This window comes from Paenibacillus sp. J31R122 (genome assembly GCF_056269185.1).
Genome location: NZ_JBWDNM010000006.1, coordinates 168,873 through 195,494 on the forward strand (window position 1 = coordinate 168,873; position 26,622 = coordinate 195,494).

A 26,622-nucleotide genomic window follows, 5' to 3' on the forward strand; every position below is an offset into this window, starting at 1 on the left:
GGAATGGATCATGCAAATAAGCGCTGGCCACATCATAATCGTATTGAACGAAAGAGGAGAAATTTCAGGCTTAACTGACAAGACTTCAAGCAAAAATTACATGGATACGACTCAAGCTTCACCATTTATCCGAATCGTCACGAACGGACTAATTGAACAGCCTTCATCCGCTCAATTTAACGATGGAAATGGAACGGCCATTTTTCAATTCGGAGACAGCGGGGCTAATATTGAAGTTGGATTTATCTGCAAAGAGAAATATGTGACTTTTGAAGTGAATAATGTTGCCGGTGCTGAAGTCGAAGCGGTTCTTTGGGGACCGTTCGCGACAACGATTACCGGTTCGGTCGGCGAGTCTGTCGGTGTTGTCCATGATGGAGAGTTTGCTGTCGGCATTCAAGCATTAAATTGGAAAACGATTGGTGGTTGGCCTATTGAGCTTAAGAAACTTGAATACGCCAATCAACCGTTTGAAGATAGTAAATTCGAATATGATAAATGTACGGCTTGGCCGACAAACAGAGGCAGCCTGCTGCAGGCCTATGCGCGAAATCGAACGTTGAGCGCGCGAAGACCTGTTTGGAACCTGAATGAAGTTGAAGTACCTGCTTTTAGCGGTGCTGATGCGGAAATATCGGGATCGAAAATTGCATTTTTCGGTTGTCCTGCGAGTGATGTGCTGGCAACGATCGAAGAAATAGAGCTCGGAGAAGGATTGCCGCATCCTATGATTGAAGGAGTCTGGGGCAAGGTGTCGCCAGCGGCAAACCAATCGTATTTGATTACCGACTTTTCTGAAGCGTCAATGGAAGAAGCGGTGCGTTACACGAAGCAGGCGGGGCTGAAGTATGTGTATCATCCCGATCCATTCACAGAGTGGGGACACTTTGTGCTGAAACCAAACAGCTTCCCGAACGGTGACGAGGGAATGAGTGCTTGTGTCGCGCAGGCTGAACGGGAAGACGTTAAAGTCGGCGTTCATACGCTGTCCAATTTCACGACATTAAACGACTCGTATGTGACTCCAGTGCCGGATAGACGTCTACAGACTAGCGGTACTGCCCGATTAGTCGAGTCGATCTCGGCTGCGGCGACGGAATTAACGGTATCGGATCTGGAGCCATTTCGGGCCAGCTTGTTCCGGCATACGGCGATTATTGGCAGCGAGTTTATTGAATACGAAGCGGTATCGACTTCCGCGCCGTGGCAATTGCTCGGCGTGAAGCGAGGAGCGAACGGCACCTCCGCGTCCACGTATGAGCAGGATACGGAAATTAGCAGAGTATGGGATCATCCATATGATGTGTTTTTCCCGAATCTTGAGCTGCAGGATGAATATAGCGAGCGAATTGCCGAGCTATTACGGGAGACCGGAGTTAAGCAAATTTCGTTCGATGGACTGGAAGGCTGCTATGCGACAGGTCAAGACGACTATGGGGTAAACCGGTTTGTGCAGTTATGCTACGACAGCTGGGGCGAAGAAGTTATCAACGACGCGAGCATCGTTGTTCCAAATTACTCGTGGCATATTTTTACACGCTTCAATTGGGGAGAGCCATGGGGCGTATCAACACGAGAAGGACAGCTGGAATGGCGGCTGAGCAATCAGCGTTATTTCGAGCGCAACTTTATTCCACCGATGCTTGGTTGGTTTCTTGTACGTTCAGCTTCTGATCAATTTGAAGCTACGACACCGGATGAAATCGAATGGGTGCTGTCGAAAGCGGCAGGCTTCAACGCTGGTTTCGCTCTTGTGGCCGATATGGCAGTGTTTCGGCGGAACGGAAATACTGAAGCGCTGCTCGAAACGGTTAATCAATGGGAGACGGCTCGGAAGACGGGAGCGTTTACGCCGGAGCAGAGAGAACAGATGCGTGATCCGAAGAGCGACTGGCATTTGGAGCCTTCCGGGGAAGGAAGCTGGAGCCTGTACCCCGTTAATATTTCCAAGCCGCTTGTTTGCAACCCGGAGGAGCTGCAGCCCGGACAGCCTGGCGGCGCAGATTGGGCGTTCTATAACAAGTTCTCCGAGCAGCCGCTGCGTTTCTGCATGCGCGTAGCACCATCATACGGCAACGATGACGCTTCGGTGAAACGACCGACGTTTTATACGAACGGGGAATATATGACGTTCGACACGGAAGTACGCGCGAACCAGTACCTCGTTTGCGATGGAGATCGTACCGGAAAAATCTATGATTTGAACTGGAACTTGATAGAAACGGTTCAAGCTTCCGCGGATGCGCCTGTCGTGCGAAAAGGCGGGGCAACGTTATCATTTAGCTGCAAGTTCGTAGGTGATCCGAAACCGGCGGTGAGCGTCAAGGTGTTTACTCGGGGCGAGCCCCAAGCTGCAGGGAAAGTATGATGGATACGGTGAGTAATTATCGAATCGCATTAGGCAATGGAAGATGGACTCCGAGTGAGGATGGATATATTTTGGAGGCTGACGGCTCCGATACAGCAGTCATATTGGAAGGCGGCCCGAGCTTAAGCGACGGAGAGCTGGCGTTCACGTTAACGCCGCTCAATCCGGCTGGGCGGGTGGGCGCGGTGATCCGTTATACGGCGCCGGACAGCTGGATATTTATTGGCTGCGACACACCGATGGACCCTTTTGGAAGAAGCACGTGGATTTGGGCAATGCCTTGCGGAAAGCAAGGCGTATTGTTTAAATCGGATCCTTTGTATGAGGGGAAATCCTATCGCGTCGAGCTCCGATATTGCGGAACTGTTCTAGCCCTATCATTGAATGGCTACCCAACCTATCACGGCGACATACCGGAATGGAAGACGGAGGCTGGGGCTAACGGTTTTCGCGTTTGGAGCAGCGGCGAGGGTGAAGAAGGCCAAGCTCGTTTTAGCGAAGTAATAGCAAGTGCCCTAGAAGACAAGTATGAGTCCGATTACTTGGTGCAGGACGAAAATCTAGTGGTGCGAACTTGGACATTATCGTCAGATCTGTTGGATGTTGAGATGGATGTTTCCTTTCCGCGCGTGCTGCAATATCGTTGGAGAGCGAATGGAGCTGTCCTATATGGTCAAGAGGATCGGCTTGCCTATGTCGATCTGAATGGGGAACGGCAAGTGCCGACTGTTCTTCCGAATTCACCGACAAAGGATACGGCGGCGTATCGACTTGTATTCAAGCAGATTGAGGTTGAAATGGTCGTTTCCTTCACGCTTTCAGAATCAGTACTTGAGATGAGAATTACCGATATCAAGGAGAACGGTTTATTCCGAGTCCGGACGATCGAATTCCCGAATCATGGGCTCGTTTCTGTTCGCGATACGATGGAAGAGGCGTATGTTGCAACAGCTGAAGGTATCAAAGGTGATGAATTCGCGAGTGTATCCGAGTTGGACACGGCGCATGCTCCTGTCTATCGCGCGATCGCGATCGTGAATACGAAGCAATTGGCGGCAAGTGTGGTAGGCAACGTGCTGGAAAACCGCAGACGCGTGTGCATTCAAACCGTGCAGCGGAATGGATACAAACGAACCGCTGTCTGGAATGCATATTGGACATACCGTGGACCTGATATGGAAGTGATCGGCGAGCCATGGTCCAAAATCATCATAACGGACGATCGAAACGGCGATGGAATGGTAGATTGGCAGGACGGTGCGATTGCTGTTCGCGAAGTGCTGCCGCCGATTGCCGGCTCTGAAGCGCTGCGGAGCAGCTATGCGCATATCGCCATGAATTTCGGCAGTATGGCGCAATTTCCGTTTCTCCGTATCTTGAACAATATCAAGAAGTTTTACTTATATACAGATGGGTTTGGCCAGATGATCGAGTTGAAAGGCTATCAAAGTGAAGGCCACGATAGCGGGCATCCCGATTACGGCAACAACTTCAACGAGCGGGCCGGTGGTTTGAACGATTTGAACATTCTGGTAGATCGGGCCCGCGATTACGGAGCGGTCATCGGCGTTCATATCAATCATAGTGAAGCTTATCCGGAGGCGAAGTCATACTCGGACTCGTTTATAACGACGACGCCGGGGTGGAAATGGCTGGATCAGTCTTATTATATCGATCGAGAAAAAGATATTTTATCGGGAGAGTTCGACCAGCGCTTGGATGAGCTGAAGGCTAAAGCACCAAATCTCGGATTTGTATATGTGGATACTTATCGTGACGAGCATTGGGCAGCCTGGCGTTTGGCCCGGAAGCTGCACGGCAATGGCTGGACGATCTGGACGGAGGAAGCAGACGCGCTTGATTCAGACGCCGTATGGACGCACGATTCCACTGGAGACAGTCGTATTTCTCGGTTTATCCGCCATCAGGACAAGGATGCTTATGCCGAGGATATGCTGCTCAAAGGCGGATACGACCGACATGGCGATAATGGGTTTATGGGGTGGCAGCGAGAGCGGGATTTAACGGCTGTTATTCGCGCTTTTTTCACAAAGCAGCTTCCTTATCGTTATCTAATGCACTTCGCTATCCTCAAATGGAAGGACTCGGAAGAAGTCATTCTAGAAGGAGGCGTCTCCTCCAAACTAGAGGAAGGCGTTGCAGTCATACGCAAAAAACATCGAATAATCGCACAGGGAGATACGCTCTTTATTCCATGGGATCCGATTGGTGAGACAAAAATATACCACTGGAACGCTAAGGGAGGAGAAAGCACTTGGCTTCTTCCAGAAAGCTGGCCAGAGGACGGGACGATCAAGCTCTATCGGCTTACGAATCAAGGTCGCGTATACGTCCGCGATGTACAGGTTGTCTCCGGCACTGTCTCGGTGGAAGCAGAGGCTAACACGCCTTATGTTCTCTATAAGACAGATGCGCCTCCGGTTCAAGACATCGATTGGGGAGAGGGCAGTCCGGTTAAGGATATGGGCTTTGACAGTCACGGTTTCCGCTGGTGGTCGAAAACTTCAATGTATGAAAACACGGATCATATCGCGATTTCGGAAACGAGCTATGGTCAATCGTACTTGCGAATAAGCGGTAATGACGGAGCCGATGCTCGCGTATATCAGTCGCTTTTAGGCTTGGAGAAAGGCAAATCCTATTCAGCTTCGGTATGGGTGGAAGTGTCGGAGGGGAGAAGGGCGTCGATCAGTATAGACGGCTTCGGGGGACCGGAACAGATACGATCCATTAACCGTACGGATTTCGTCAACTGCGATGCAGATTCGGATAAGCGGGGAACGTATTATCAGCGGCTGCAAATCCGATTTGAAATACCGGTTTCTGAAGAAGATTTTTCGCCTGTTATATCTCTTGTTGCGGATAAAGGCGAGCACAATTCCTACGTGCATTTCGATGATGTTCGAGTTAAAGAAGTGAGTAAGGCGATTCAAACGGAGCATGACTTTTACGAAAATTTTGAAAATGTGGATGAAGGCTGGGGTCCGTTCGTCAGTGCCAGCTTCAATGTTGGCAAAACGCATCTCGCACAACGTCATGAGGGATATACGGAAGATACAATCGAAGGAGAATGGTCGTTCAAAACGATGGATGAGGTTTCCGGTGAGCTGATTAGAACTTTGCCATCTACTCTGGAACTGCTTCCCAATCAAAAGTACCGATTGTCATTCGAATACAAAACAGAAGAGGAAGCCCAATATTCGGTTTCTGTAAGGACAACGGATGGAGGAGCTTCGCAGGAAGTGTTCAATGAACCACTCCGTAAGGGACTGCAGCGATTTTCAGCAGAGCTGTTGACTGGACCCTATACAGATTATTATTTCGCCATCATAAGAAATAACGTTAATAAAGGTTTCTTGGTAATCGATGGTTTCACTGTCGATCAAATCTCGTTTCAACCAATCGATGGTGGGCCGGAAGGAGAAATACCAAATGGCTGAAGTTTTAGTTGAGGAGTATCGGGGTGGTGAGCATAGCGGCAAGGGATCAACTGATCGCAACGGGAGATCGTTGCCGTGCTGGCCTATTTGGCGGATATGTTAGAAAAGGACATCGTGCTAGGTGTCGACGGCTGTGGATGTCCGGTATTTGCTATACCGCTCGACCGTCTGGCGATGGTATATTTAAAGCTGGAACGATCGGAAATAATTGGTGATGCTGACATTCGCAGGGCGGTTCTATATAGTGATGGACGGTTCTGAGGAGGAATGGCCGATCATTATGGCGAAACGGCGACGGGGGCTCTCATCAGCCACGCCGGAGGAGAATTGCCGGATGAGCTGGACACGGTTATCGAGCTTGAGATGATTGAAGAGTAATTGAAGCGCAATCTTAAAATAGTGAATAGAGAGCGAGGCGATTTTTCTCATGATAACAGATCAAAAGTTAGTGCCCACAGCGAAGCAGCTTGAGTATCAGGATTGGGAATTTGGATTGTTTCTACACTTTGGTCTAAGAACTTTTTATGAAGGTTATGCTGACTTCGATGAAAGGGCTATGACACCAACTGCTTTCAATCCAGTGAGTTTAGATTGCGAACAATGGATTCGGACTGCAAAGGAAGCCGGGATGCACTATGCGGTTCTTACGGCGAAGCACCATGACGGATTTTCCAATTGGCCGTCCAAGTACAGTCAATTCTCCGTAGAAGCATCACCTTGGAAGGATGGAAAAGGAGATGTCGTTCGCGAATATGTAGACGCTTGCCGCAAGTATGGCGTGAAGCCAGGATTGTATTATTCTCCTTATGATGGCTCGGCAAATTTCTATACGCAGGACGCAAAGGCCTATGATGATTACTTCGTGAATCAAATCACGGAGCTGCTAACTGACTATGGCGACATCGACATTCTTTGGTTTGACGGCTGCGGCTCTGAGGATCATCAATACGATTGGGACAGAATAATCGGTGTAATACGTCAATTGCAGCCGAACATATTAATTTTTAATATGGGAGATCCAGACTTCCGCTGGGTTGGAAATGAGGATGGTGTAGCGCCGAGTCCTTGCTGGAATGTGGTCGATTCTACTGAATTCTCAATATTGACCGAGGAGAAGGAGAAGCTGGATAGTCAGCTGTGGCTGCCTGCTGAATGCGACGTACAAATGCGTCACAACAGCAACAGCTGGTTTTACAGCGACGAAGATGAGCATATGGTCAAATCTGTCGATGAGCTGATGGGGCTTTATTACCTATCCGTTGGTCGCGGAACCAATTTGCTGTTGAATATCGGGCCAGACCGTGAAGGACTATTTCCTCAGAAAGACTTGGAGAACCTACAAGCGTTCGGAGAAGAAGTTCGCAGACGGTTCGGAAATCCAATTGCGACACTTGCAGATTGTGCTGTGGATGAGCTGAAATGGTCATATACACCGAGAGAATCACATTTAGTCGATCATATTGTCATTCAAGAGGATTTAACGAATGGAGAAAGCGTTCGTAAGTTCGCAGTCTCGATTATAACGGCGAAATCCCGCCGTCCGATCACTGTATTCGAAGGCACAAATATCGGTCATAAGGCAATCATCCGAATTCCAACAGTGAAGGTTTCTGGTGTAATTGTAGAAATTCTAGAGGTGGATGGAGTACCTGTAATTCGCGATCTGTCGATCCATTATGCTGGGTAATAGAATCTGATTGTCTAGGTTATTGATCATATAATAAAGAAGAAGTCCGGGACTCCAATGATGGAGAGCCCGGACTTTTTTGACGAAACCAAAGGATTTGTGTTGAAATTGTAGAAACAATATTCATGATGTCAAAAAGAAAATTGTGCTTATCATTGTCTGTACCGAAATCTAAAGGAGTAGATCATTATGCAATATAGGCGTCTTGGCAACAGTGGGTTAAAGGTTTCCTTATTAGGTCTGGGGACAAATGCATTTGGCAAACGGGCTGACTTCGAGGCAACCAAGCAAATTTTACACCGCGCTTTAGATAACGGAATTAACTTTATTGACACGGCTAATATATATGCGGCTTCTGAATCAGAGAAAATGATTGGGAAGCTGCTTGGAGACAATCGTCATAACCTTGTATTGGCAACCAAGGCAGGCTTGGTTAAAGGGAAGGGCGTTAATGAAAGCGGCTCGTCCCGGTATCATTTGCAGACAGAGCTTGAAAGCAGTCTGAAGAGATTGAAAACAGACTATATTGACCTTTATCAAATTCATACGTTCGATCCCCACACACCTCTGGAGGAAACATTGCGTACACTCGAGGATATGGTGCGGTCGGGGAAAGTACGCTATATCGGCGCTTCAAATTACTATGCATGGGAGCTGATGAAGGCACTGGGATTAAGCGATCGGCTGGGGTTGAATCGGTTTGTTTCTACTCAAACTAGCTATTCCCTCGCTGATCGTACACCGGAGAATGAGCTTATCCCGATGTGTATCGATCAAGGAGTGGGCATTATTCCGTATTTTCCATTAGCGGGCGGCATCCTCTCGGGCAAATATAGTTCGCAAGATAAGACTCCTGTAGGCTCAAGAGCACATACGGATCCTAACTTTGGTCGATTTATTAATGATAATTCGATTGCGTTAGGAGAGAAGGTTAAAAAAATCGCAAATGAGCTCGGATGCACGGCGAGCGTGCTTTCACTGGCATGGCTTATGCAAACCCCTGTCGTTTCAACCGTCATCGTAGGTGCTACAAGCGAACAGCAGGTCGAAGAAAATTTAAAAAGTATACAATTGCACCTTGAGCCAGCGGTTGTGAAGGAGCTTGATCTAATAAGCAATGGTTATCGTTTTGGCGAACCATTCGCGGTTTATCGGCTGCCAAAGCCTTAATTTCACTGTTTAGGACTTTTTGAATAGATAGGTCAATATAAGTGAAATTGAGGCATATAACAAGAGGGAGAAAAAACCAAAAGTGGAGATGGAAATATGAAATGGAGTAATGCGTTACGTTGTCTCTCCGTCCAAAGAAGTTTGATTCGTACGGCCATTGAAGTACACTCTTCGCCTGACTACTACAGAGCGAATTGCACAACCATTATTATTTCTGCAAAAACTTCGACAATATCACATGCTGAATGAGACAATCCCGAATATGTAATGAGAAAGCCTCCAAAACCTCAGCGAGAGTTGTGATGGAGGCTATATTTTCTTATGATTCGTATTCCATAGTGGGCAAAGATCAAAAAATAACTCTAAAATAAAATAAATGGCATGAGGCAGGCTAAAAGATCCGATGGCTCCAGCCGTTAAGCTTGGCGAATGCCTCCACGAAGTAGTAGTCTCCGTATACAAGCGATACGTTGATGTTGGCGTTCTCAGGCTTATGTCCAGTGCCTTGGAGAAGAATCGCTTCATGGTCCGGATTGTCCCAGGTCGCATAATTCTCGCTAAGTGAATAAAGGATTCTCTCGGCAGCCGCGTTATAGATCCGGCGTTCCACGGATGGAACCAGCTCAGCAAGTTCGAGCAGACCGGATGCTGCGATGGCGGCAGCGGAAGTATCGCGCGGCTCGTTTTCTATGTTTTCTACGCGGAAATCCCAATACGGCACATAGTCTTCCGGCAGGGCGGCGACAAAGTAATGCGCTACCCGCTTCGCCGCGTGCAAATAACGCTCAAGTCCGGTGCATCGATAAGCAATCGCGAGGCCATGAAGCGCCCAGGCATTGCCTCGACTCCACGCCGAGGAGCCGGAAAAGCCTTGACCGCCCAGCGATTCTATAAACGCGCCCGTCTCCGGATCAAAAGATAAAATATGACATACCGAGCCGTCCTCGCGAATGGCGTAACGGAGGAAGGTGTCCGCGTGACGTATCGCGATATGCTTGTAACGCGGGTCGCCGGTCGTGCGACTTGCCCAGAACAACAGGGGGATATTCATCATGCAATCAACAATGGCCCAACCGAGCGCCCCTTGCCCGTTCCACGCACGAATAAACTCGCCATTCACGTTGAAGCGGCCCGCGAGGAAGTTTGCCGCCTCCAAGCCGATTCGCAGACCTTCCTGATCGCCCGTTAATTCGTATTTGATAACAGCAGTCGGCAGAAACTGAAAGCCGACATCGTGATGCAATTGTACGGGATGCTCGTAGAAGCAGCGCTCCAGCTTGGCGTCCCATTCCCAAGCGGCTGCCTTGAATGACTCTTTCCCAGTTGCATCATGCATAACCCATAGCAGGCCAGGCCAGAAGCCGGACGTCCACCAGTTATCGTCTGTGCTGTCATAGATGCCGTTGGCTTTTGCCACATGTGGCGTTTTATCTCCAATTTGGTTTATCATGCGCTCTACCTTTTCGGTTAAATGCGCCAATATTTTTTCTTTGTATGCCTGATTCATTTTGTAGTAACCCTCCTCGTTGACCCATGATTGTGGTTAAACTGCTTGGTATCATTATAGTCTCTGACAAATGGGCAAAGTTACGCTACAATGGTTAAAAATGTTGTTCTGTTGACTTGTTGAAATGAAGGGGTGCAGTCAGTGAAGGGGACGCTGTTTCAGGAAATGGACTACGAGGGGCTGTCTTTTCTTTGGTCATATCGCAACTGGTCGCAGCAAGATTTCGAGGGGTATTACCATTGGCATCGGGGCTTCGAGGTGCTGGCTGTGCATCAGGGACACGGCTCGGTTACCGTCAACCAGAAGACGTACGAGCTTAAGCCAGGCATGTTGTTTTATTTTAAACCCTATCAGCTGCATAGTGTTTATGCGGAAGTGGATGAAAGCCGGCCGTATGAACGAAGCGTCTTTCATTTCGACCCTGTATTTATGAAGGGCTACTTAAGGACGTTTCCGGCTCTTTATGACGTCTATAAACGAATGCTTCAAGGGCTTATCTCTTTGCAGGGCATAGATATGATCGATTGCAATGAAGAGTTGAATGCAGCTTGCTCCGCATTCCAGAATAGCTTGCTCACTTCCTCCGCCAGCAGCAAGGACGAGCAGAGCGCGCTTTATTTGTTAAACGTGTTGTCGTTAATTAAACGAAAGGTTATTCCGGGGCCCAAGCAGGAGGAGCATATGAAGCCGATTCGCCAATCGGAACATGTTATGGCATGGATTGAAAATCATTACGGGGAGCCCTTTCAGCTGGAGCTGCTTGCGGACGAGCTCCATATGTCAAAATCTTATTTGTCCCGGCTGTTTCGGCAAGAGACGGGTAGCAGCATTACGGGCTATTTGACAGCCCGCAGAATGCAGCAGGCTTGCAGTTTGCTTCAAACGACGAACAAATCCGTAGAAGTGATCGGCGAGCAGGTAGGGTTTACGAGCACCTCTTATTTTATTAGCCTGTTCAAACGGATTATGGGCGTTTCTCCGCATCAATACCGCCTGAGACTGTAGCGGAGAGCAGCGGTAATATAATAAGATGCTTCGTTCCAATTAAGGATTCTCTACCTTGCGAAGCTGGTTCCGAACGCGGTATTTGCTGGGACTGGCGTGAAAATGAGCCCGGAAGGCGCGACTGAAATAAGGGTAGCTGTGAAACCCGGAGGCTTCGGCGATATCCTCCAGTTTCATGTCGCTGTACAGAATTTTCTCCGAGGCAATAGACAGCCTGATCTCGATGACATAACGCATTGGAGATTGCCCGAACGCTTGCTTGAACAAGTGGGAGGCTGTCGATACGCTGATGCCATAACGTTCGGCGATATGGGTCAGCGTCAGTGGCTCGGTAGCATGCTTCTCCAAATACTGCTTCATTTTGTAAGGAATGTTGAGCTCCGGCTTGGAGGCCGCCGCCGTCTGCATCCGTACATACCTCTCGATAGTTAGACATAAAACTTTGATCAAAGCGTCCATCATTTCCGTATTATCCCCATGAATATTCCGCTTCTCATAGATCAGTTTTCTCCACAATGCCAAGAAGTCTTCCGCCGTATCCAGATGAACCTTGCTTGGAAAATCGTTCCGGCTGCACCACTGCTGAACCCATGCTCCGCTGCAGGATAAGTAGTAATCGGCGCTCTCAATTGGCTGAGAGGCGTCGGCGTCTTTATCTGCCTCAACCACTAAACGGTAATATTCCCCTGGCTTGCGAATGATCAGATCGCCGGTCCGCACAACATGAGTCTCATCGTTAATCTCGACACGGCATGTCCCTTTTACCTGGAAGCGTAGGAGCAAACGATTGTCGGCTGAGCCCTTTTGCAAGGAGCCGGTGAATGGAGAAGTGTGATGAGAATAACCGATCAACAGGCAATCGATCCACGAAGCGTCCATTATTTGCTGCCACCTCCAAGTGAGTAAACTATTTCTACTATCATAAATGTTGCAAAATAAGTCAACAAGCAGAGAATCGGATATTCACTTCTAAATCAGTTGTCACTATACTGGGGATTAATGAAGTGAAGGGAGATGGTCGTTTGTTGAAGGATAAGATTGCGGTTCAATTGTATACGCTGCGTGAGGAATGCCAAGCAGATTTCCCGGGAGTTCTTCGTAAAATAAGTCAAATTGGCTATGGCGGCGTACAGTTTGCGGGCTTTCAAGGTTATGACCCGCAGGAACTCAAAGCGGTTTTGGACGAAGTTGGATTGAAGACCGCGGGTATGCATGTTGGTTTCCATGACATTGTTGCGAACACAGGCAAAGTGGTCTCGGACGCCAGGCTGTTCGGCACACGGGATATTATTTGCCCGAGTATTCCCTCTGAGCTGCGAAATGAAGGCGGATATAAACAACTGAAGAAAGATTTGAACGGTATTGCGAAGCAGCTGAAGGGCGAAGGTTTTCGAATCAGCTATCACAATCATGCTTTTGAATTTGAAACGGTGATAGAGGGGCAGGACGCGCTTTCGTACTTGCTTGAGGCTGCTGTAGACAATGAAATCCTCGCAGAGCTGGATGTATACTGGCTTCAGAAGGGTGGTTTTGAGCCAGCATCATTCTTCAAGCCATATGCGGACAGGATGCCGATTGTCCATATGAAGGATATGACCGCAGACGGTGAGCAGGCATTTGCGGAAATCGGTACAGGATTGATTGAATTCGAACCGATTATTCGCTGGGGAGAGGAGAACGGAGTCGAGTGGTACGTAGTAGAACAGGATGTTTGCAGAACAGCACCGATGGGCTGCGTGCAAACTAGCTTTACCAATCTATATCATTTAATGTCAAATCTGCAACCGAATCTGTTCGGTGAAGCCTGAGAACGCGACTGCCGAAAAGGCGCACCTCAGTGAGCGGCGAATCGAACAACCGGAATAGCTTTGCTGGCTTTTTTTGCAGAGAGAGGACAGCTCGTCCGAAAATCAAACCATCCGGCGCTTCTCAACTGAAGCGCCGGATGGTTTGCCCGTTATGGAAAGGGCCGGCAATACGGATATGCTCGCAGGGCTCGCTCTGGTTGGCGAGGCGCCACAGCATTTTGTCAGCCGCTTTATATCCGGTCTCCCTGATTAGAAGCTGGGGGCGGCTTAAATGCGGCAGCGCCGCCACCGGTCCGTTGGCCAAGCCGACTAGGGAGATGTCCTCCGGGATGCGATAGCCGAGGGAGGTAAGGTTGTCGTACAGCCTTACGATATCTTCATCGATGCCGGCAATGATTGCTGTTGGTTGGCCGCTGCGCAGCTTGTCGATCAGCATGCACTCGTCCCAAATGTCGGTTATTTGCAGTTCTGCGTCATGATTCAACTGAAGCTCACCCATCATTTCCTCAAACGCCTGCCATCTTCTTGTATACCCTCGTTGGCTGTGAATATCTCCTACGTACATAATACGGGTATGGCCAAGCTGCGCGAGCCGGTCCACGGCCATGCAGACGGCTTCGAACACATCCCAGATTACGCTGTCGATTCGGGAAAGCGGTCTCGGATAATTAATTAGCACCTTGGGTAAAGGCAGCTCGAACAGCTTGCGTTCCGTGGAGTCTGAGAGCAGCCGAGGCGCAATGAACAGACCGTCCGCCGTCGGCAAATTGCGCTGCTCCATCCAGCCCGAGAATGCGTGATCCGGCACATCCTCATCCAACACATAGCATTCCAGTCGATGCTCCAATTGATCGAGCCTCTCTCTTAATCCCTCTGTCAACAATACGTTGTAATTCATAGATTGCCGGGATTGTATCAATACAAATCGAAATTGGAAGGTAGGATAGGGCGTGATGCCGCGGCTGACCATCTCACGTGCCTGAGATACAGTCAAATAGCCGCGTATGAAGGCTGTTCGGGTAATACGGCTCCGCGTTTCCTCGGACATGCCGGCTCGTCCGCCCAGCGCTTTGGATATGGTCTGAATCGAAAGACCAAGTTCTTTGGAAAGATCGTGCAGAGTAATCGATTTACGAGTCCCCAAGTTCAAAACCGCCTTCCTCTTTTCTCCGTGTGGTTAGGGGATGTGAACTTAAAGCTATCGTCCACGCTAACGCTTGACAGCTCTATTTTAAACTAAAGTTAAACTACTTTAGAAGTCCTCCGGCTCCTATAATGAAAATACTTTCAGAGGAGGGGTTAAGCATGAGAAAAATAGAGACGGATATTGTAGTATGCGGCGGAGGGCCGGCGGGGATCAATGCGGCGCTGGCAGCTGGAAGAAGCGGGGCGCGAACGCTGCTGATTGAACGATACGGTTTTCTTGGCGGCATGTCGACTATAGCTCTGGTCTATCCATGGATGACCTTTCACACGATGGATGGAAAGCAGGTCATTGCCGGAACGGCGCAGGAAATTGTAGACCGCTTGATGGCCGAGGGAGCTTCGCCCGGCCACGTTCGCGATACGGTAGGCTTTGTAAAGACGATCACCCCTTATGATCCTGAAGTGTATAAGGTGTTAATCATCGATATGCTGCGCGAGGCTGGCGTGAAGGTGTTGCTGCACAGCTTCATGGACGAAGTGCAGACAAGGGACGGCCTCATTGAAACGGTACGATTGGCTACCAAGTCCGGGAAATATGAAATTTCGGCGAAGCAGTTCATCGATGCTACAGGGGACGCCGATCTGGCCTATCTGTCAGGCGCGCCGTGCTTACAGGGACGCGACAGCGACAAATTGACGCAGCCGATGACGATGAAGTTCCGAATGAGAGGCGTTGATCTGGCGAAAGTAAAACGGTATATGATCGAGCATCCGGACGAGTTTTACAAGAAGACGCCTTTCGATGAGCTGGAGGAACTGCCATTATCCGGCGTATTGGGTTACTTCAAGCATTGGAAGGAGGCTGACTTGCCCATTAACAGAGACCAGGTCCTGTTCTTCACAGGTCCGGGACCGGACGAGGTGCTTGTCAATACGACTCGTGTTCAAGGGCTGGACGGAACTGAACTGGAGGATTTGACGGAAGGAGAGGTGCAGGGCAGGAAGCAGGTGCGCATGGTCGCGGATTTCATGACCCGCTGCTTGCCAGGCTTCGAGAACGCTTCTATCTCTTCGGTCGGAGCGCAAATCGGCATACGCGAGAGCCGAAGAATAGACGGCTGCTATTCACTCCAGGTACAGGATGTTGTGGAAGGACGCGCGTTCGACGATTGCATTGCACGAAGCGGCTATCCCATCGACATTCACGATCCGTCCGGCAAGGGCGTACAGGCCGCATGGGTCCAGGGAGACGGGGCATACGATATTCCTTACCGCTGTTTGCTGCCGAAGAGGATTGACAATCTGCTCGTGGCAGGGCGCTGCATCTCGACGACGCATGAGGCACTGGCAACGACGCGTCTGACACCTAGCTGCATGGCGACGGGACAGGCTGCGGGTACGGCGGCAGCAATTGCATGGGAGCAGGGTATATCACCGGGAAAAATAGACATCGGACAGCTGCAAGAGCGGCTAGTTCATAACGGCGCGCTGCTGCGCAGCGGGCAGACAGTATAGCGCGTATCCACCAGCGAGATAACGGCCAAATGCAATTGAAGAAATAATTGGAACATGTTAGACTTTTTCATTAGGTCGCCTCGTATCGGAAGTTTGTTGAAAAACAAACATTCTACCGGATGAGCGGCCTTTTTCACCATGTGTTTGCGCTTAATATCTGTCAGGAGGAATTGGTGAAATGAAGCGGTATATTTCGATACGAGCCAAATTTATAACCATGTTCGTTCTGCTTATCACCATTCCATTCCTGATAAGCGGAATCAGCACTTACAATAAATTTGCAGAGGAAACCGAAAAAAACTCCAGGGCGTACTCTATGCAAATTATGAATCAAGTGAAAATTAATTTGGAAAATACGATAAAAGACGCGGACAGAATAACTGTGGCTCCCTTGTATAACGAAGACGTGCTGCGTATTTTGGAGAAGCACAGTTATGAAGAACTAGGCGAAGAGAAGCTTATTCCATCGGCGGAAATTACCAAAATGGCAAGAGTAGCGTCTTCGCTCACATTGGACCAGCCCGGAATTGAACGAATGATCTTTTTCACCCGCGACGGCATTATGTACAGCGTCGAAGAAAAACTGACGCAGCGTTATTGGAACGAGAAAGGGAATAGCTGGATGCAGGAGGTGCTGGATGCGGAAGGAAGGCTTGTCATTATCGAACCTCACGAGACGACTTATTACAAACGATCGGAGCGGGTTATTTCCGCTGCCAGAGCATTGAATCACCCTGCAACGGGCCAAAGCATCGGAGTCGTCAAAATTGATTTTAACATGAAAGAGCTCGAAGCGTTATTGTCAGAAGTATGGTTGAGTGACAACAGCCAATTTTACTTGACAAAGGATAACGGCGAGCTGTTATTTCCGGATGAATCGGTTAATTTTCCGGATACCGGTCCGGGTGACGGAACGATAGATTGGAACGGCCAGACTTATCTGTACACAACCATGCACTCCAAATCAACGAAAGTGAATATTCACGGACTTATCCCGATGGCCGATTTGCAACGGGGCGGCAAGGAAATCGTCGGATTTACGATCCTCATTTCAGTCATATCGCTTATCATTGCCTATTTGCTTGCGATCATTACGTCAGAGCGGCTGGTCAGGCCGATCCGTTATCTTCAGTCGCGCATGCGGCGGGTAAAGGACGGGGCTTTCAGCGAACGGGCAGATTTAAGCTTGATGAATCGCGATGAAATCGGGCAATTGGCCCAGGGTTTCAATCTGATGGTGACGGAAGTGGAGCGGCTGGTCAAGGAGGTATATGAAACGAAACTGCGCGAACGCGAAGCCGAGCTGTCGGCTCTGCAAAGCCAGATTAATCCGCATTTTCTGTACAACACGTTGGAATTGGTAAGCATGCAGGCGCTGAAGGAGAGAAATCTCGAAATCAGCGACATTGTTGCCAGCTTGGGAAAAATGCTGAGATACACGGTTGACAAGCAGGAACGGCCGGTGCAATTGAAGGAGGAGATACGGTTCGTTAACGCTTATTTGCAAATTCAGTTATCCAGGCATATCGAGAAGCTGAGTTCGAAAATGTATGTGGATCCGTCCTTCGAATCTTGTCTTGTACCAAAGCTGCTGCTTCAGCCGCTGGTTGAGAATGCATTGGAGCACGGAATGGGGAATAGCGGATTAACGATAACGATCAGGGCATCCGTGCTGGATCAGGATTTGCTCCTGACTGTACAGGATAATGGGGTGGGGATGCCGCCGCAACGTTTATATGAGGTTCGAGAGCAGATGTTGTGCAAGCCGGAGCGGGACGGCAGCCGTCCAAAGTTTGGAGATACGCTTAAAGGCTATGCCATCAAAAATATTCACCATCGCATTCAACTGCTTTATGGCGTGGAATACGGCTTAAGCGTGGAGAGCGATGAGGCTTCCGGAACACTATGGAGAATCCGGCTGCCATTACGATGGGGGGAATTGGAATGTACAATGTGATGCTGGTAGAAGACGAGAAGAAAATTCAGGAAGGGTTAAAGAAAATGATCGAGGAAGTGATCGGCAGTTACAGGGTAACCGCAGAAGCGGAGCACGGTTTAGCTGCGCTGGAGCTTCTCAGAATGCAATCGGTAGATTTGCTGATTACGGATATCCGTATGCCCCAGATGAACGGAATCGAGTTATTGCGGCATGTCCGGGGGCTGTATCCCGACCTTCCCGTATTAATCATCAGCGGGCATGAAGATTTCACTTATGCCAAGGCGGCGATGCGTCATAATGCGTCGGATTACATCCTGAAGCCGGTGGACCGGATTGAGCTCTCCCATTTTCTATTGAATTTGAAAGCGCGGCTGGACCGCGAGCGGGCGGTAGAGACGCCTAACGCCGAAGCGGCCCACGAAGATCTGACGATTCGAAGAGTGAAGGAACTAGTCGTCTCTTGTCTGGATCAGGATGTTTCACTTCAATTCATCGCGGAGCAGGTACATTTGAATCATCAATATTTATCTACGTTATTTAAAGTGAAGACCGGACAAAATTATTCTGATTATGTGACGGCCTGCCGGATGAGTAAAGCCAGGGAGCTGTTGACCCATACACATCTGAAAATATACGAGATCGCCAACCTTTGCGGCTATGCCAGCGCCAATCACTTTATGGCCGTGTTCCGGCAGCATTGCGGAGTGAAGCCTACCGAATATAGAAAAAGGCCGCTGGGTTAAGGCCGGTCAGATCAATGAGCACAAAACAAAACAAATGCTATGAATATCGTAGTTTTTCTCGAAAAATCGTTGTTTTTCACTGACAGGCTGACTTGTATACTTATTGTTAAGCGCTTCCAATTGGTGCAGAGACTTTATGTATTGCGACAGAATGATTACATTCGGATGTTCGGGAGGTGTAAGTGAAAGCTCGGGTTATATTGGTAGCGCTTACAAATATACTGCAAGAGAAGAACAAATGAAATAACATGAAAGAAAGGATTTGATGGATAATGACTAGTCTTACAAAAAGATCTACAGTGTTATTATTAATCCTGAGTATGCTATTAATGGGTTTGATGGGCTCGAGCCGCGTGCAGGCCGAAGCCGATACGGAGTCTGCAAACCGAATCGTATTCGAGGAATTTGAGAACGGCGCTCCGGATGAGTTTGTTCTCGATTCCGATACGGACACCTGGAGCGCCACGGCGCGCAATTTGACTCCGGAGACGGCGTACTCCTTTAATGAGGTGATCGTATCCACACCGGCACTTAGCGGAGATTCAGCAACCCCGCTGACGATCGCGGGTTATCGGGCCAGCGGCAGCGATTCCAATATTCCGGAATATGTCATTGATAGCGATATTCAGACAAGGTGGTCGGCGTATGATGATGGGCAATGGATCGAACTGGATCTGGGATCGGAACAGCTGATTTCTTATCTGGGAGTCGCTTTCTACCGAGGAGACAATCGCAGCAAGACCATTGATATCGAGGTTTCGAACGACCAGACCAACTGGACCCGCGTATACAGCGGCGACAGCAGCGGCACGACGATCCAGGTTGAAGCCTTTGGTTTTGAAACCGTCACCGCCCGATATGTACGGGTTGTCGGGCGCGGAGTAAGCGAATGGACAAGCATTTCGGAAATTCAGGTTTACCCTCCCCATGTGGACGGGTTTATATTAAGTTATGTGGAGATTCCGCCAACGGGACCGGATCCGGATTCCCCAATTCCGACAAAGGCAGGTCTCTATTATGCGGATGGCACACCGCATGTGCCGCATGAGGCTCAGACAGTGACCGGCTCTACGTATAATGTCCTGGACTTCGGCGCCGATCCTGCCGACAACGGATTAGATGACGCTCAAGCTATCCGGGCTGCACTGGCTGCAGCGGTGATTGGGGACGAAGTGTATATTCCGAACGGACACTATCAATTAACGAGCACAGATATGGATGGAGTTACCCATTTCATTATGAAATCCGGCGTGCAGGTGCGCGGCGAGAGTCAGGATGGCGTTCTGCTGGTCTCCGACCATGCTAATGAACAGGGAGAATATGCTACGGTAGAAGGCATCGTATTCCGCATGACCGGAAAAAACAATATTAAGATCAGCAACATGACGATTACATCCAGCTGGGACTTAAATTATTCAACGAATACGTCGGTTGCGAATCCGAATCGGGGCGGGCCTAAGCATGTGATCATGATTACCTCCTCTTCCGGCAAACCGTCCTATAACATTACGCTGGACGGACTGACGATCGAGAAGTTTCAACGGATCGGCGTTGTAATAACGAACAGTCATGATGTTATCGTGGAAAATTCACTTTTTCGCAACGCGACGGACTTAGCCGAGGGCGGAAACGGATATGGCGTTTCCATCGAAGGCAAGTCCAAGGAAAGCCGGCTGGGCAGAGAGGACGACTCTCGTTTCAATGTCGTTCGCAACAACGAGTTTATCGGTCCCTATCTGCGTCACGGAACGATGGCGCATTCTTACACGCATAACAATCTCATTGAAAACAACTACTACTTGAACTCGGCATTAGACGCTATCGATTTCCACGGAGAAGACGAGTATATGAATGAAGTAAGCGGCAATCATATCGTTGGCGGCGGCGAAGCGGCTGTCGGCGTCGGCAATCCGGGCGCTACGCATGATGCCGCTGGACCAGGCAATTACATTCATAACAATTTAATCGAGAATGTGAAACGGTATGGGGTACAAGTGTACTTGGGATCTCCTGATACGATTATCGAGAATAATACCATTACCGGATTTACGAACGCGGGGAGCCAGGGAATACGTCTGAAAAATGCGCCCGGAACGATTGTGAAGGGCAATCAGATCGTGAACAATACGGCTTCCGACTTCTGGGGTATAATTGCAATGAAAGACGACGGTGATCCGACCAACGCCGGGAACGGCGCAGGCATACCCGAGAATATTGTCATTCAGGACAATCATGTTACGGGGAATACGAATGGCGTTATGATCTCACACGGCACGAATATTCGTCTCTTCGGCAATGAGATCAGTGGAAATACCGGGACGGATTATGAGAATCAAGTGGTGGTTTCCGAACTGATACCGGCAACCAGGGCGGCAAGCGTACAGCAAAATGCTCAGAACGCCCCGGTTGCGAATCTCTTACAGATTAAAGGCGGAAAAGATAGCGAATCGGTGAGAAGTTATCAGCAATTCGATCTGAATTCCATTGAAGGCAAGCTGGCTACCGCATGGCTCTACGTGTATGGACAAGCGCTGGAGAGCCCTGCTGGAGAGACGGGAGCTGCAACTTCTCTCTATGCAGTGGATAGCAATGACTGGGACAGTGATACAATGCAATGGAATACGTATCAGTCTCCGCCAGAGCTTGGTCAGAAGCTCTCGACTGTGCAGCTGAATAATAAAGGCGAGTACGACTGGTATGTATTCGATGCGACTGTGCTCGTGCAAGAACGTCTGAATGGCGATCGGACGATATCGCTTGCTTATGCCCAGAATGCCGATCAAACCGGTTACTTGACGCATCTATACAATGGATCCGACTCCAGCTATAGGCCTTACCTGCGGGTTGAAACTTACCCTCCCGTCGAACTAGCGGCCGTAGCGGTAACGGCGGATCGTTCGCAGCTGGTGCCGGGCATGACTATCCAACTGCATGTGACCGGCACATACAATACAGGATCGGACGTTTCGTTGGAAAATGCGGACATATCTTTCATAAGTCTGACGCCGGATCTAGTGACTGTTGATAATACGGGCGTGGTTACCGCGCTTCAAGCTGGAGAAGCAACATTGCAGGCAACTGTCGTCTTGGATGGCGTTGCTCGCACTGGAACGTTCGTTCTTAATGTAACCAATAATCTGGCGATTACTGCGCAGTTATCGGTCGACTCCACGCTGGGTACAAATACAAAAGATAGAGTACTTGACGGAAGCTTGGAAACTCGGTGGATATCAAACGGCTCCCAAACGCCTTATCTGATGCTGGACTGGACAACGGAGCAAACAATCAACGAAGTGAAGCTATGGAGCGGACATGTGCCGATTATAGGCTCGGCCAACTGGCATGTCAGAGATTTTGATCTGCAGATCTTGGAAGACGGAGAATGGAAGACGATAGCCGAAGTCCGAGATAATGATCAGGACGCTTTTTTGGGTCAGTATACGACGTTGAATTTGGAAACCCCCGTCGTGACGACTGCCTTGCGCTTCCATTTTGTCCGTCCGTCATGGGGCAATGGCAATTCGAATGATAGGATCGCCAGAATCAATGAGGTGTTTGTCGGCTTCGTCAACGATTAGGAACCATCTCGGCCTAAGTCCTTGTCACGAGGGCTTAGGCCGAAGTTCTGTTATACAGCTGGTTCTATTAAAGTACTCGAATTTACATAGTTTTTCTCGATTTCGTGTTATTTTTTCTGGAGGCCATCAAATCTATACTAGTAATAGAAAGCGATTACATACATTGAGAGGGGCATAAAAATGAAGAAATACGGGTTAGTCTTGCTGTCTATTGTATTGCTGCTCGGCTTGCTGAGCGCATGCGGAGGAAAAGGAAATAACAATAATGGCGCCTCAAAGGCAAACAAGGAAAATACGAACAATACGCCGAGTGCGGAAGTGGCTGCTGAGTCAAAAGATCCTGTGGAGCTTGAGATGTCCGTTTGGGGCAGCGATGCCCAGGTGGCGTTGTATGACGAGCTTGCTGTGGAATACAATAAGCTCCATCCGAATGTGACAGTCAAAACTTCCGTGATTCCGTGGGCGGACTACCAGCAGAAACTGGCGATCATGGCAGCGACCAAAACCTCGCCTGATATCGTATGGATCTCAGAGCGCATGATTCCGCAATTTATGAATGGGGGCCAGCTGCTGGATATTTCGTCCGTGAAAGAGGATGCGGCTTATGCGTTCGATGATATACTACCATCCACGCTCACTGCATTTGAAAAGGAAGGCAAACTGTACGGCATTCCATTCTCTACGCCGCCTCAGGTCGTTTTCTACAATAAAAATCTGTTTGAAGCGAATGGATTGAAGTCGCCAATGCAGCTTTATGAAGAGGGCAACTGGACTTACGATGAGATGGTCAAAGCGTCCGAAGCGATCTCCAAACCAAAGGAAGGGGTATACGGCGTAAAGTTCATACAAAATTCCTCCAACTGGTCCGACAATCTGATTCCATTGATTTGGGCGATGGGCGGCGAAATCTTCAACGAAGACACAACGCAGTTCGCTATGAACACACCGGAGGCGGCCAAAGCGATCAATCTTTTTAAAGGGCTGCTCGATAAGAAAGCGCATCCAAGCATAGGCGAACAGTTAACTTTCGATACAGGTAAGCTTGGTATGGCGTTTGAGAACGTTACCCGTACAAGCGCTTACCGTGACAAAGTCGATTTCGAATGGGATATTGCTCCGCTTCCGAAAGGCGACCATGGCGTCAAGGTGCCTATCGGCTTTGCAGGCTATTCGATCTTCAAAGACGCAGAGTATCCGAAAGAAGCATTGGAATATTTAAAATTTATAAGTAATAAGGAAAATGCAGCTAAAGTAGCCCAGTTTTTTGTGCCGCAGAGAGAGTCTGTTCTGTACTCCGATGAGTATCTGAACAAGTTCCCGTTCCCGACTGTTGAAACGATGAAATTGGCTGCGTACGATCGGTTGGCCGAAGGTATAATCCGGCCTTCCCATCCGAACTGGGTCAAGATTGACGAGCAGGTGACATTAAACATGGACGCGATTTTGCTCGGTTCCACGACAACCGAGCAAGCGTTGAAAATTATGGAAGACAGCATTAGTCCTCTATTGAAATAACCCTCCAGAACGATGGAGCATTGCGAGATCGCCATATGAACAATAGGGCGATCTTGCATATTAAAGGGAGGGTTGCGTCATATTCACAACAGGAGGTAGGCGCGAATGGCCGGAGGTAAGTCAGCAGGTTTAGCAACTATGAAATCAAAAGAAATGTGGATGGGATATTTGTTTATACTGCCTATTGTGGCGGGATATTTAATCTTTCTGTTTGGTCCGATCGTTTACGCTTTCGTGATGAGCTTTACGAATTGGTCGTTATTTGGAAATACAGCGTATATTGGTTTGGATAACTATATTTACGCCATGCGCGATGATCCCGTCTTCTGGGATACGGTCGTGAATACCGTATATTTCTCTGCAGGCTTGGTCCCGCTGAACATTGTTTTATCGCTTTCGCTGGCCATGCTGTTGAAACGGAAAATATGGGGCATCGGCTTGTTTCGGACCGCGATCTTTACGCCGGTAGTCGTTTCCCTCGTGGTTTGGGGGATCGTATGGAAGTTTATTTTCTCTACGGACGGCGGATTAGTCAATCTGCTGATCCGAACGTTTGGCGGAACAGAGATTCCCTGGCTTTTCTCGGAAATTTGGACGATGCCTACCGTCATAGTGGTCAGTACGCTTAAAGGCGTGGGTATGAACATGGTCATCTTCCTGGCCGCTCTGCACGATGTGCCGAAGGATTATTACGAGGCTTCCAAAATTGACGGGGCTTCGCGCTGGGAAACCTTTAAATCCATTACATTGCCTATGATTACGCCAGCCGTATTTATGGTAACGATAATAACCGTTATCGGTTCTCTTAAAGTGTTCGGACAAATCTATGTGATGACAGGCGGAGGGCCGGGAACAAGCACGTACGTGATGGTCTTCTACATTTTCAAACAAGCGTTCCGCTCCTACGAATTCGGTTATGCATCGGCACTGGCATTTATTTTGTTCAGCATTATCCTGGTTCTGACTTTGATACAGTGGAAACTGAGAAAGAGATGGGTACATTATGAACAATAAAAAGATAACATCCAGCCTTGCATCCTATCTGGTTCTAACAATCGTTTCCTTCATTGTGTTGTTCCCTTTTTTTTGGATGGTCAGCACATCCTTGAAGACGGAATCCGATGTGTTTCTATTTCCGCCCCAGTGGATACCCGAAGCTTGGGAATGGATCAATTATATTCGCGTGTTTACGGAAATGCCGTTTCATCTCTACTTTTTTAATAGTATGTATATCGCGGTGCTCGTCACGGCAGGCACTTGTTTCTTGTCCGCATTGGCAGGCTATGCGTTTGCCAGATTGCACTTTCCATTCAAAAACGCGATCTTTCTGTTCCTGCTCAGCGGGATGATGATTCCTACGGAAGTTACGGCCATTCCTTTATTCAGCTGGATGTCAAAGCTCGGATTCATCGATACGCATATTCCTCTGATTCTTCCGCCAATGCTTGGAGCGGGAGGGATGTTCGGTGTATTTCTCGTACGTCAGTTTCTAATTACAGTTCCTATTGAACTGGATGAAGCAGCCAAAATGGACGGGTGTTCGCCGTGGCGCACGTTCAGGTCGATTATGCTCCCGATCTCCACGCCCGCATTGGCAACCGTAAGCATCTTTACATTCATGAATAGCTGGAACGAGTTTTTTGAACCTCTTATTTATTTAAATACGAAGGAATTGTTCACGCTGCCGATCGGCTTATCACTGCTGACTACGGATGCCGGCGTGGACTGGCCGCTGCTGCTTGCCGCTTCGACCATAGCAACTGTCCCGATTTTGGTCGTTTTCTTCCTGGCTCAGAATAAGTTTATTGAAGGCATTGCCAATACGGGCTTGAAATAATGCGTTTTCTCCAAAAAGGACTGCCAAAGGTCAGGACAAGATCAATGGATCTTGAGGGAAAGCGAAGAATATAGCTGAAAAGTTTGGATCAATAGGAAATTGGCTGTAAGAAAAAGGAATGATACCGTCTATTCTTCAAAAAAGAGCAATTCCCAGTTGAAAAAGGGGATTGCTCTTTTCATGTTTAGCGGCTGTAGCAAATCGTCACGGAGTCAAAGTTTTGCTTTTAGGTTTCCCTAAATAGTGAGGTATATTCAGAGTTCCCTAAAGATTTTCAGAATAGGAAAGGCAGCGCATAACAGGATGTGAACTGGTTATTCTATAAAAATGTTAGGGTTGATTTCACATAAGAATGCATGTAATGCGGGGTGATTTTGTGAATATTCAGGAGGATCTAGTCAACCACTTGGCTGAGCTGCGTAAAAGACTGCTCATTGTTTTCTTTTGTTTCATTGTCGCTATGAGTGGCGGGCTTTATGTTTCCCCCGGTATATTGCGGTACATCAAGTCTGGCTTAACCGCCCAATCGGTAGAATGGAATGTCTTCTCGTTCACAGATGGTCTGTTCATCTACTTGCGCTGCGCCTTTCTATTCGCCATCCTGTTCACGCTGCCTGTCGTGCTCTACCAAACCTGGGCATTTGTACGGCCCGGCTTAACGGAAATAGAAGCAAAAGGAACGCTGGCTTATGTGCCCATATCCTTTTTGTTGTTTCTTGCAGGCGTCTCGTTCAGCTACTTTCTCGTCTTTCCTATGATGCTCGGGTTCATGATTGAAATGAACCATACCGTAGGTGCAGTCGAGACTTACGGCATAGATCGGTATTTCTCCTTTCTGTTCAGCGTCGTGTTCCCGCTCGGCGTAGCCTTCGAAATGCCGCTTGTCATATTGTTTCTGACGAAGCTTGGATTGTTGACTCCTGAGCGTTTGAAAGTTTCACGTAAATACGCTTATGTCAGTTTGGCAGTCGTCGGGGCTTGTATATCACCGCCGGACTTCGTCTCTCATCTGTCCGTAACGGTTCCGCTGCTGCTGCTCTTTGAGATCAGCGTGCTCATTTCCTACAGGTACGCCAAACGGCTTGCCGCAATGCCATCACCTACTTGACGAAAAAAGGAGATTTGCGTATGTTTAACAACATTGGCGTTTCGGGGTTAATTATCATTCTGTTTATTGCGCTCATCGTGTTCGGGCCATCCAAGCTTCCCATGCTTGGCAGAGCATTCGGTGACACACTGCGTGAATTCCGCAGCTCAACGCGCGGCATCGTAGACGAGGAGCAAAACAGCGCGTCTGCGGAAAATAAGGATGACGTGAAGAAGCTGTTGTAGATTTAGATTTA

At 48.7% G+C, this 26,622-nt stretch carries 19 protein-coding genes; 16 read left to right on the forward strand and 3 right to left on the reverse strand.

The window, feature by feature from the left end:
* Nucleotides 1–10: 10 nt before the first annotated feature.
* The 5 genes from AC0YN7_RS12150 to AC0YN7_RS12170 all read left to right on the forward strand — a co-directional run bounded on the left by AC0YN7_RS12150 (nt 11) and on the right by AC0YN7_RS12170 (nt 8,686).
* On the forward strand, nt 11–2,368 hold the full coding sequence (locus tag AC0YN7_RS12150) for a hypothetical protein (RefSeq protein ID WP_475810263.1): 2,358 nt from the start codon (nt 11–13) through the stop codon (nt 2,366–2,368).
* Entirely contained in the window at nt 2,365–5,829 is a 3,465-nt protein-coding gene (locus AC0YN7_RS12155) for an endo-alpha-N-acetylgalactosaminidase family protein (RefSeq protein WP_475810264.1), read from the forward strand. Before AC0YN7_RS12150 ends, AC0YN7_RS12155 begins: the two co-directional genes overlap by 4 nt.
* A 66-nt stretch (nt 5,830–5,895) precedes the next feature.
* Nucleotides 5,896–6,090 (forward strand): asparaginase, encoded by a 195-nt coding sequence (locus tag AC0YN7_RS12160; RefSeq protein WP_475810381.1) that lies wholly within the window; start codon nt 5,896–5,898, stop codon nt 6,088–6,090.
* A gap of 166 nt (nt 6,091–6,256) precedes the next feature.
* Entirely contained in the window at nt 6,257–7,516 is a 1,260-nt protein-coding gene (locus AC0YN7_RS12165; RefSeq protein ID WP_475810265.1) for an alpha-L-fucosidase, read from the forward strand.
* Between the two features lie 189 nt (nt 7,517–7,705).
* A complete protein-coding gene (locus AC0YN7_RS12170; RefSeq protein WP_475810266.1) occupies nt 7,706–8,686 on the forward strand; it encodes an aldo/keto reductase in 981 nt (326 codons plus the stop codon).
* Between the two features lie 391 nt (nt 8,687–9,077).
* On the opposite strand, the gene AC0YN7_RS12175 is transcribed toward AC0YN7_RS12170, so the two are convergent.
* Entirely contained in the window at nt 9,078–10,193 is a 1,116-nt protein-coding gene (locus AC0YN7_RS12175; RefSeq protein ID WP_475810267.1) for a glycoside hydrolase family 88 protein, read from the reverse strand.
* A gap of 141 nt (nt 10,194–10,334) precedes the next feature.
* Here AC0YN7_RS12175 and AC0YN7_RS12180 point away from each other — a divergent pair, with 141 nt between their 5' ends.
* The gene (locus AC0YN7_RS12180; RefSeq protein ID WP_475810268.1) at nt 10,335–11,198 is read left to right on the forward strand and encodes an AraC family transcriptional regulator; all 864 of its coding nucleotides are present in this window, start codon (nt 10,335–10,337) and stop codon (nt 11,196–11,198) included.
* A gap of 39 nt (nt 11,199–11,237) precedes the next feature.
* Here the strand turns inward: AC0YN7_RS12180 and AC0YN7_RS12185 are convergent, their stop codons facing one another.
* Entirely contained in the window at nt 11,238–12,077 is an 840-nt protein-coding gene (locus AC0YN7_RS12185) for a helix-turn-helix domain-containing protein (protein WP_475810269.1), read from the reverse strand.
* Nucleotides 12,078–12,202: 125 nt separating this feature from the next.
* Between AC0YN7_RS12185 and AC0YN7_RS12190 the strand changes: the two genes are divergently transcribed.
* Nucleotides 12,203–13,006 carry a sugar phosphate isomerase/epimerase family protein gene (locus AC0YN7_RS12190; RefSeq protein WP_475810270.1) on the forward strand — a complete coding sequence of 268 codons (804 nt, stop codon included), beginning with the start codon at nt 12,203–12,205 and terminating at the stop codon, nt 13,004–13,006.
* A 121-nt stretch (nt 13,007–13,127) separates the two neighbouring features.
* On the opposite strand, the gene AC0YN7_RS12195 is transcribed toward AC0YN7_RS12190, so the two are convergent.
* Nucleotides 13,128–14,150: a LacI family DNA-binding transcriptional regulator gene (locus tag AC0YN7_RS12195; protein WP_475810271.1), complete on the reverse strand. Its 1,023-nt coding sequence runs from the start codon at nt 14,148–14,150 to the stop codon at nt 13,128–13,130.
* A gap of 161 nt (nt 14,151–14,311) precedes the next feature.
* On the opposite strand from AC0YN7_RS12195, the gene AC0YN7_RS12200 reads away from it, so the two are divergent.
* From AC0YN7_RS12200 to tatA, 9 genes are all read left to right on the forward strand, one after another.
* Nucleotides 14,312–15,667: an FAD-dependent oxidoreductase gene (locus AC0YN7_RS12200; protein WP_475810272.1), complete on the forward strand. Its 1,356-nt coding sequence runs from the start codon at nt 14,312–14,314 to the stop codon at nt 15,665–15,667.
* A gap of 178 nt (nt 15,668–15,845) precedes the next feature.
* On the forward strand, nt 15,846–17,624 hold the full coding sequence (locus AC0YN7_RS12205) for a cache domain-containing sensor histidine kinase (RefSeq protein ID WP_475810273.1): 1,779 nt from the start codon (nt 15,846–15,848) through the stop codon (nt 17,622–17,624).
* Entirely contained in the window at nt 17,573–18,349 is a 777-nt protein-coding gene (locus AC0YN7_RS12210) for a response regulator transcription factor (RefSeq protein ID WP_475810274.1), read from the forward strand. The genes AC0YN7_RS12205 and AC0YN7_RS12210 overlap by 52 nt, the downstream gene beginning before the upstream one ends.
* Nucleotides 18,350–18,678: 329 nt before the next feature.
* The gene (locus tag AC0YN7_RS12215; RefSeq protein ID WP_475810275.1) at nt 18,679–21,927 is read left to right on the forward strand and encodes a discoidin domain-containing protein; all 3,249 of its coding nucleotides are present in this window, start codon (nt 18,679–18,681) and stop codon (nt 21,925–21,927) included.
* Between the two features lie 180 nt (nt 21,928–22,107).
* Nucleotides 22,108–23,442, forward strand: coding sequence for an ABC transporter substrate-binding protein (locus AC0YN7_RS12220; RefSeq protein ID WP_475810276.1), 1,335 nt, complete (start codon nt 22,108–22,110; stop codon nt 23,440–23,442).
* 105 nt (nt 23,443–23,547) lie between these two features.
* On the forward strand, nt 23,548–24,456 hold the full coding sequence (locus tag AC0YN7_RS12225) for a carbohydrate ABC transporter permease (protein WP_475810277.1): 909 nt from the start codon (nt 23,548–23,550) through the stop codon (nt 24,454–24,456).
* Nucleotides 24,446–25,279: a carbohydrate ABC transporter permease gene (locus AC0YN7_RS12230; RefSeq protein ID WP_475810278.1), complete on the forward strand. Its 834-nt coding sequence runs from the start codon at nt 24,446–24,448 to the stop codon at nt 25,277–25,279. The genes AC0YN7_RS12225 and AC0YN7_RS12230 overlap by 11 nt, the downstream gene beginning before the upstream one ends.
* 376 nt (nt 25,280–25,655) lie before the next feature.
* The gene (gene tatC / locus AC0YN7_RS12235; RefSeq protein WP_475810279.1) at nt 25,656–26,387 is read left to right on the forward strand and encodes a twin-arginine translocase subunit TatC; all 732 of its coding nucleotides are present in this window, start codon (nt 25,656–25,658) and stop codon (nt 26,385–26,387) included.
* A 20-nt stretch (nt 26,388–26,407) separates the two neighbouring features.
* Entirely contained in the window at nt 26,408–26,611 is a 204-nt protein-coding gene (gene tatA, locus AC0YN7_RS12240) for a twin-arginine translocase TatA/TatE family subunit (RefSeq protein WP_475810280.1), read from the forward strand.
* Nucleotides 26,612–26,622 lie beyond the last annotated feature (11 nt).

Coding starts and splice junctions, on each gene's coding strand:
- AC0YN7_RS12220 (WP_475810276.1), top strand. CDS start 22,108: ATGAAGAAATACGGGTTAGTCTTGCTGTCTATTGTATTGCTGCTCGGC.
- AC0YN7_RS12155 (WP_475810264.1), top strand. CDS start 2,365: ATGATGGATACGGTGAGTAATTATCGAATCGCATTAGGCAATGGAAGA.
- AC0YN7_RS12205 (WP_475810273.1), top strand. CDS start 15,846: ATGAAGCGGTATATTTCGATACGAGCCAAATTTATAACCATGTTCGTT.
- tatA (WP_475810280.1), top strand. CDS start 26,408: ATGTTTAACAACATTGGCGTTTCGGGGTTAATTATCATTCTGTTTATT.
- AC0YN7_RS12175 (WP_475810267.1), bottom strand. CDS start 10,193: ATGAATCAGGCATACAAAGAAAAAATATTGGCGCATTTAACCGAAAAG.
- AC0YN7_RS12165 (WP_475810265.1), top strand. CDS start 6,257: ATGATAACAGATCAAAAGTTAGTGCCCACAGCGAAGCAGCTTGAGTAT.
- AC0YN7_RS12150 (WP_475810263.1), top strand. CDS start 11: ATGCAAATAAGCGCTGGCCACATCATAATCGTATTGAACGAAAGAGGA.
- AC0YN7_RS12225 (WP_475810277.1), top strand. CDS start 23,548: ATGGCCGGAGGTAAGTCAGCAGGTTTAGCAACTATGAAATCAAAAGAA.
- AC0YN7_RS12210 (WP_475810274.1), top strand. CDS start 17,573: ATGGAGAATCCGGCTGCCATTACGATGGGGGGAATTGGAATGTACAAT.
- AC0YN7_RS12200 (WP_475810272.1), top strand. CDS start 14,312: ATGAGAAAAATAGAGACGGATATTGTAGTATGCGGCGGAGGGCCGGCG.
- AC0YN7_RS12215 (WP_475810275.1), top strand. CDS start 18,679: ATGGGTTTGATGGGCTCGAGCCGCGTGCAGGCCGAAGCCGATACGGAG.
- AC0YN7_RS12170 (WP_475810266.1), top strand. CDS start 7,706: ATGCAATATAGGCGTCTTGGCAACAGTGGGTTAAAGGTTTCCTTATTA.
- AC0YN7_RS12185 (WP_475810269.1), bottom strand. CDS start 12,077: ATGGACGCTTCGTGGATCGATTGCCTGTTGATCGGTTATTCTCATCAC.
- AC0YN7_RS12230 (WP_475810278.1), top strand. CDS start 24,446: ATGAACAATAAAAAGATAACATCCAGCCTTGCATCCTATCTGGTTCTA.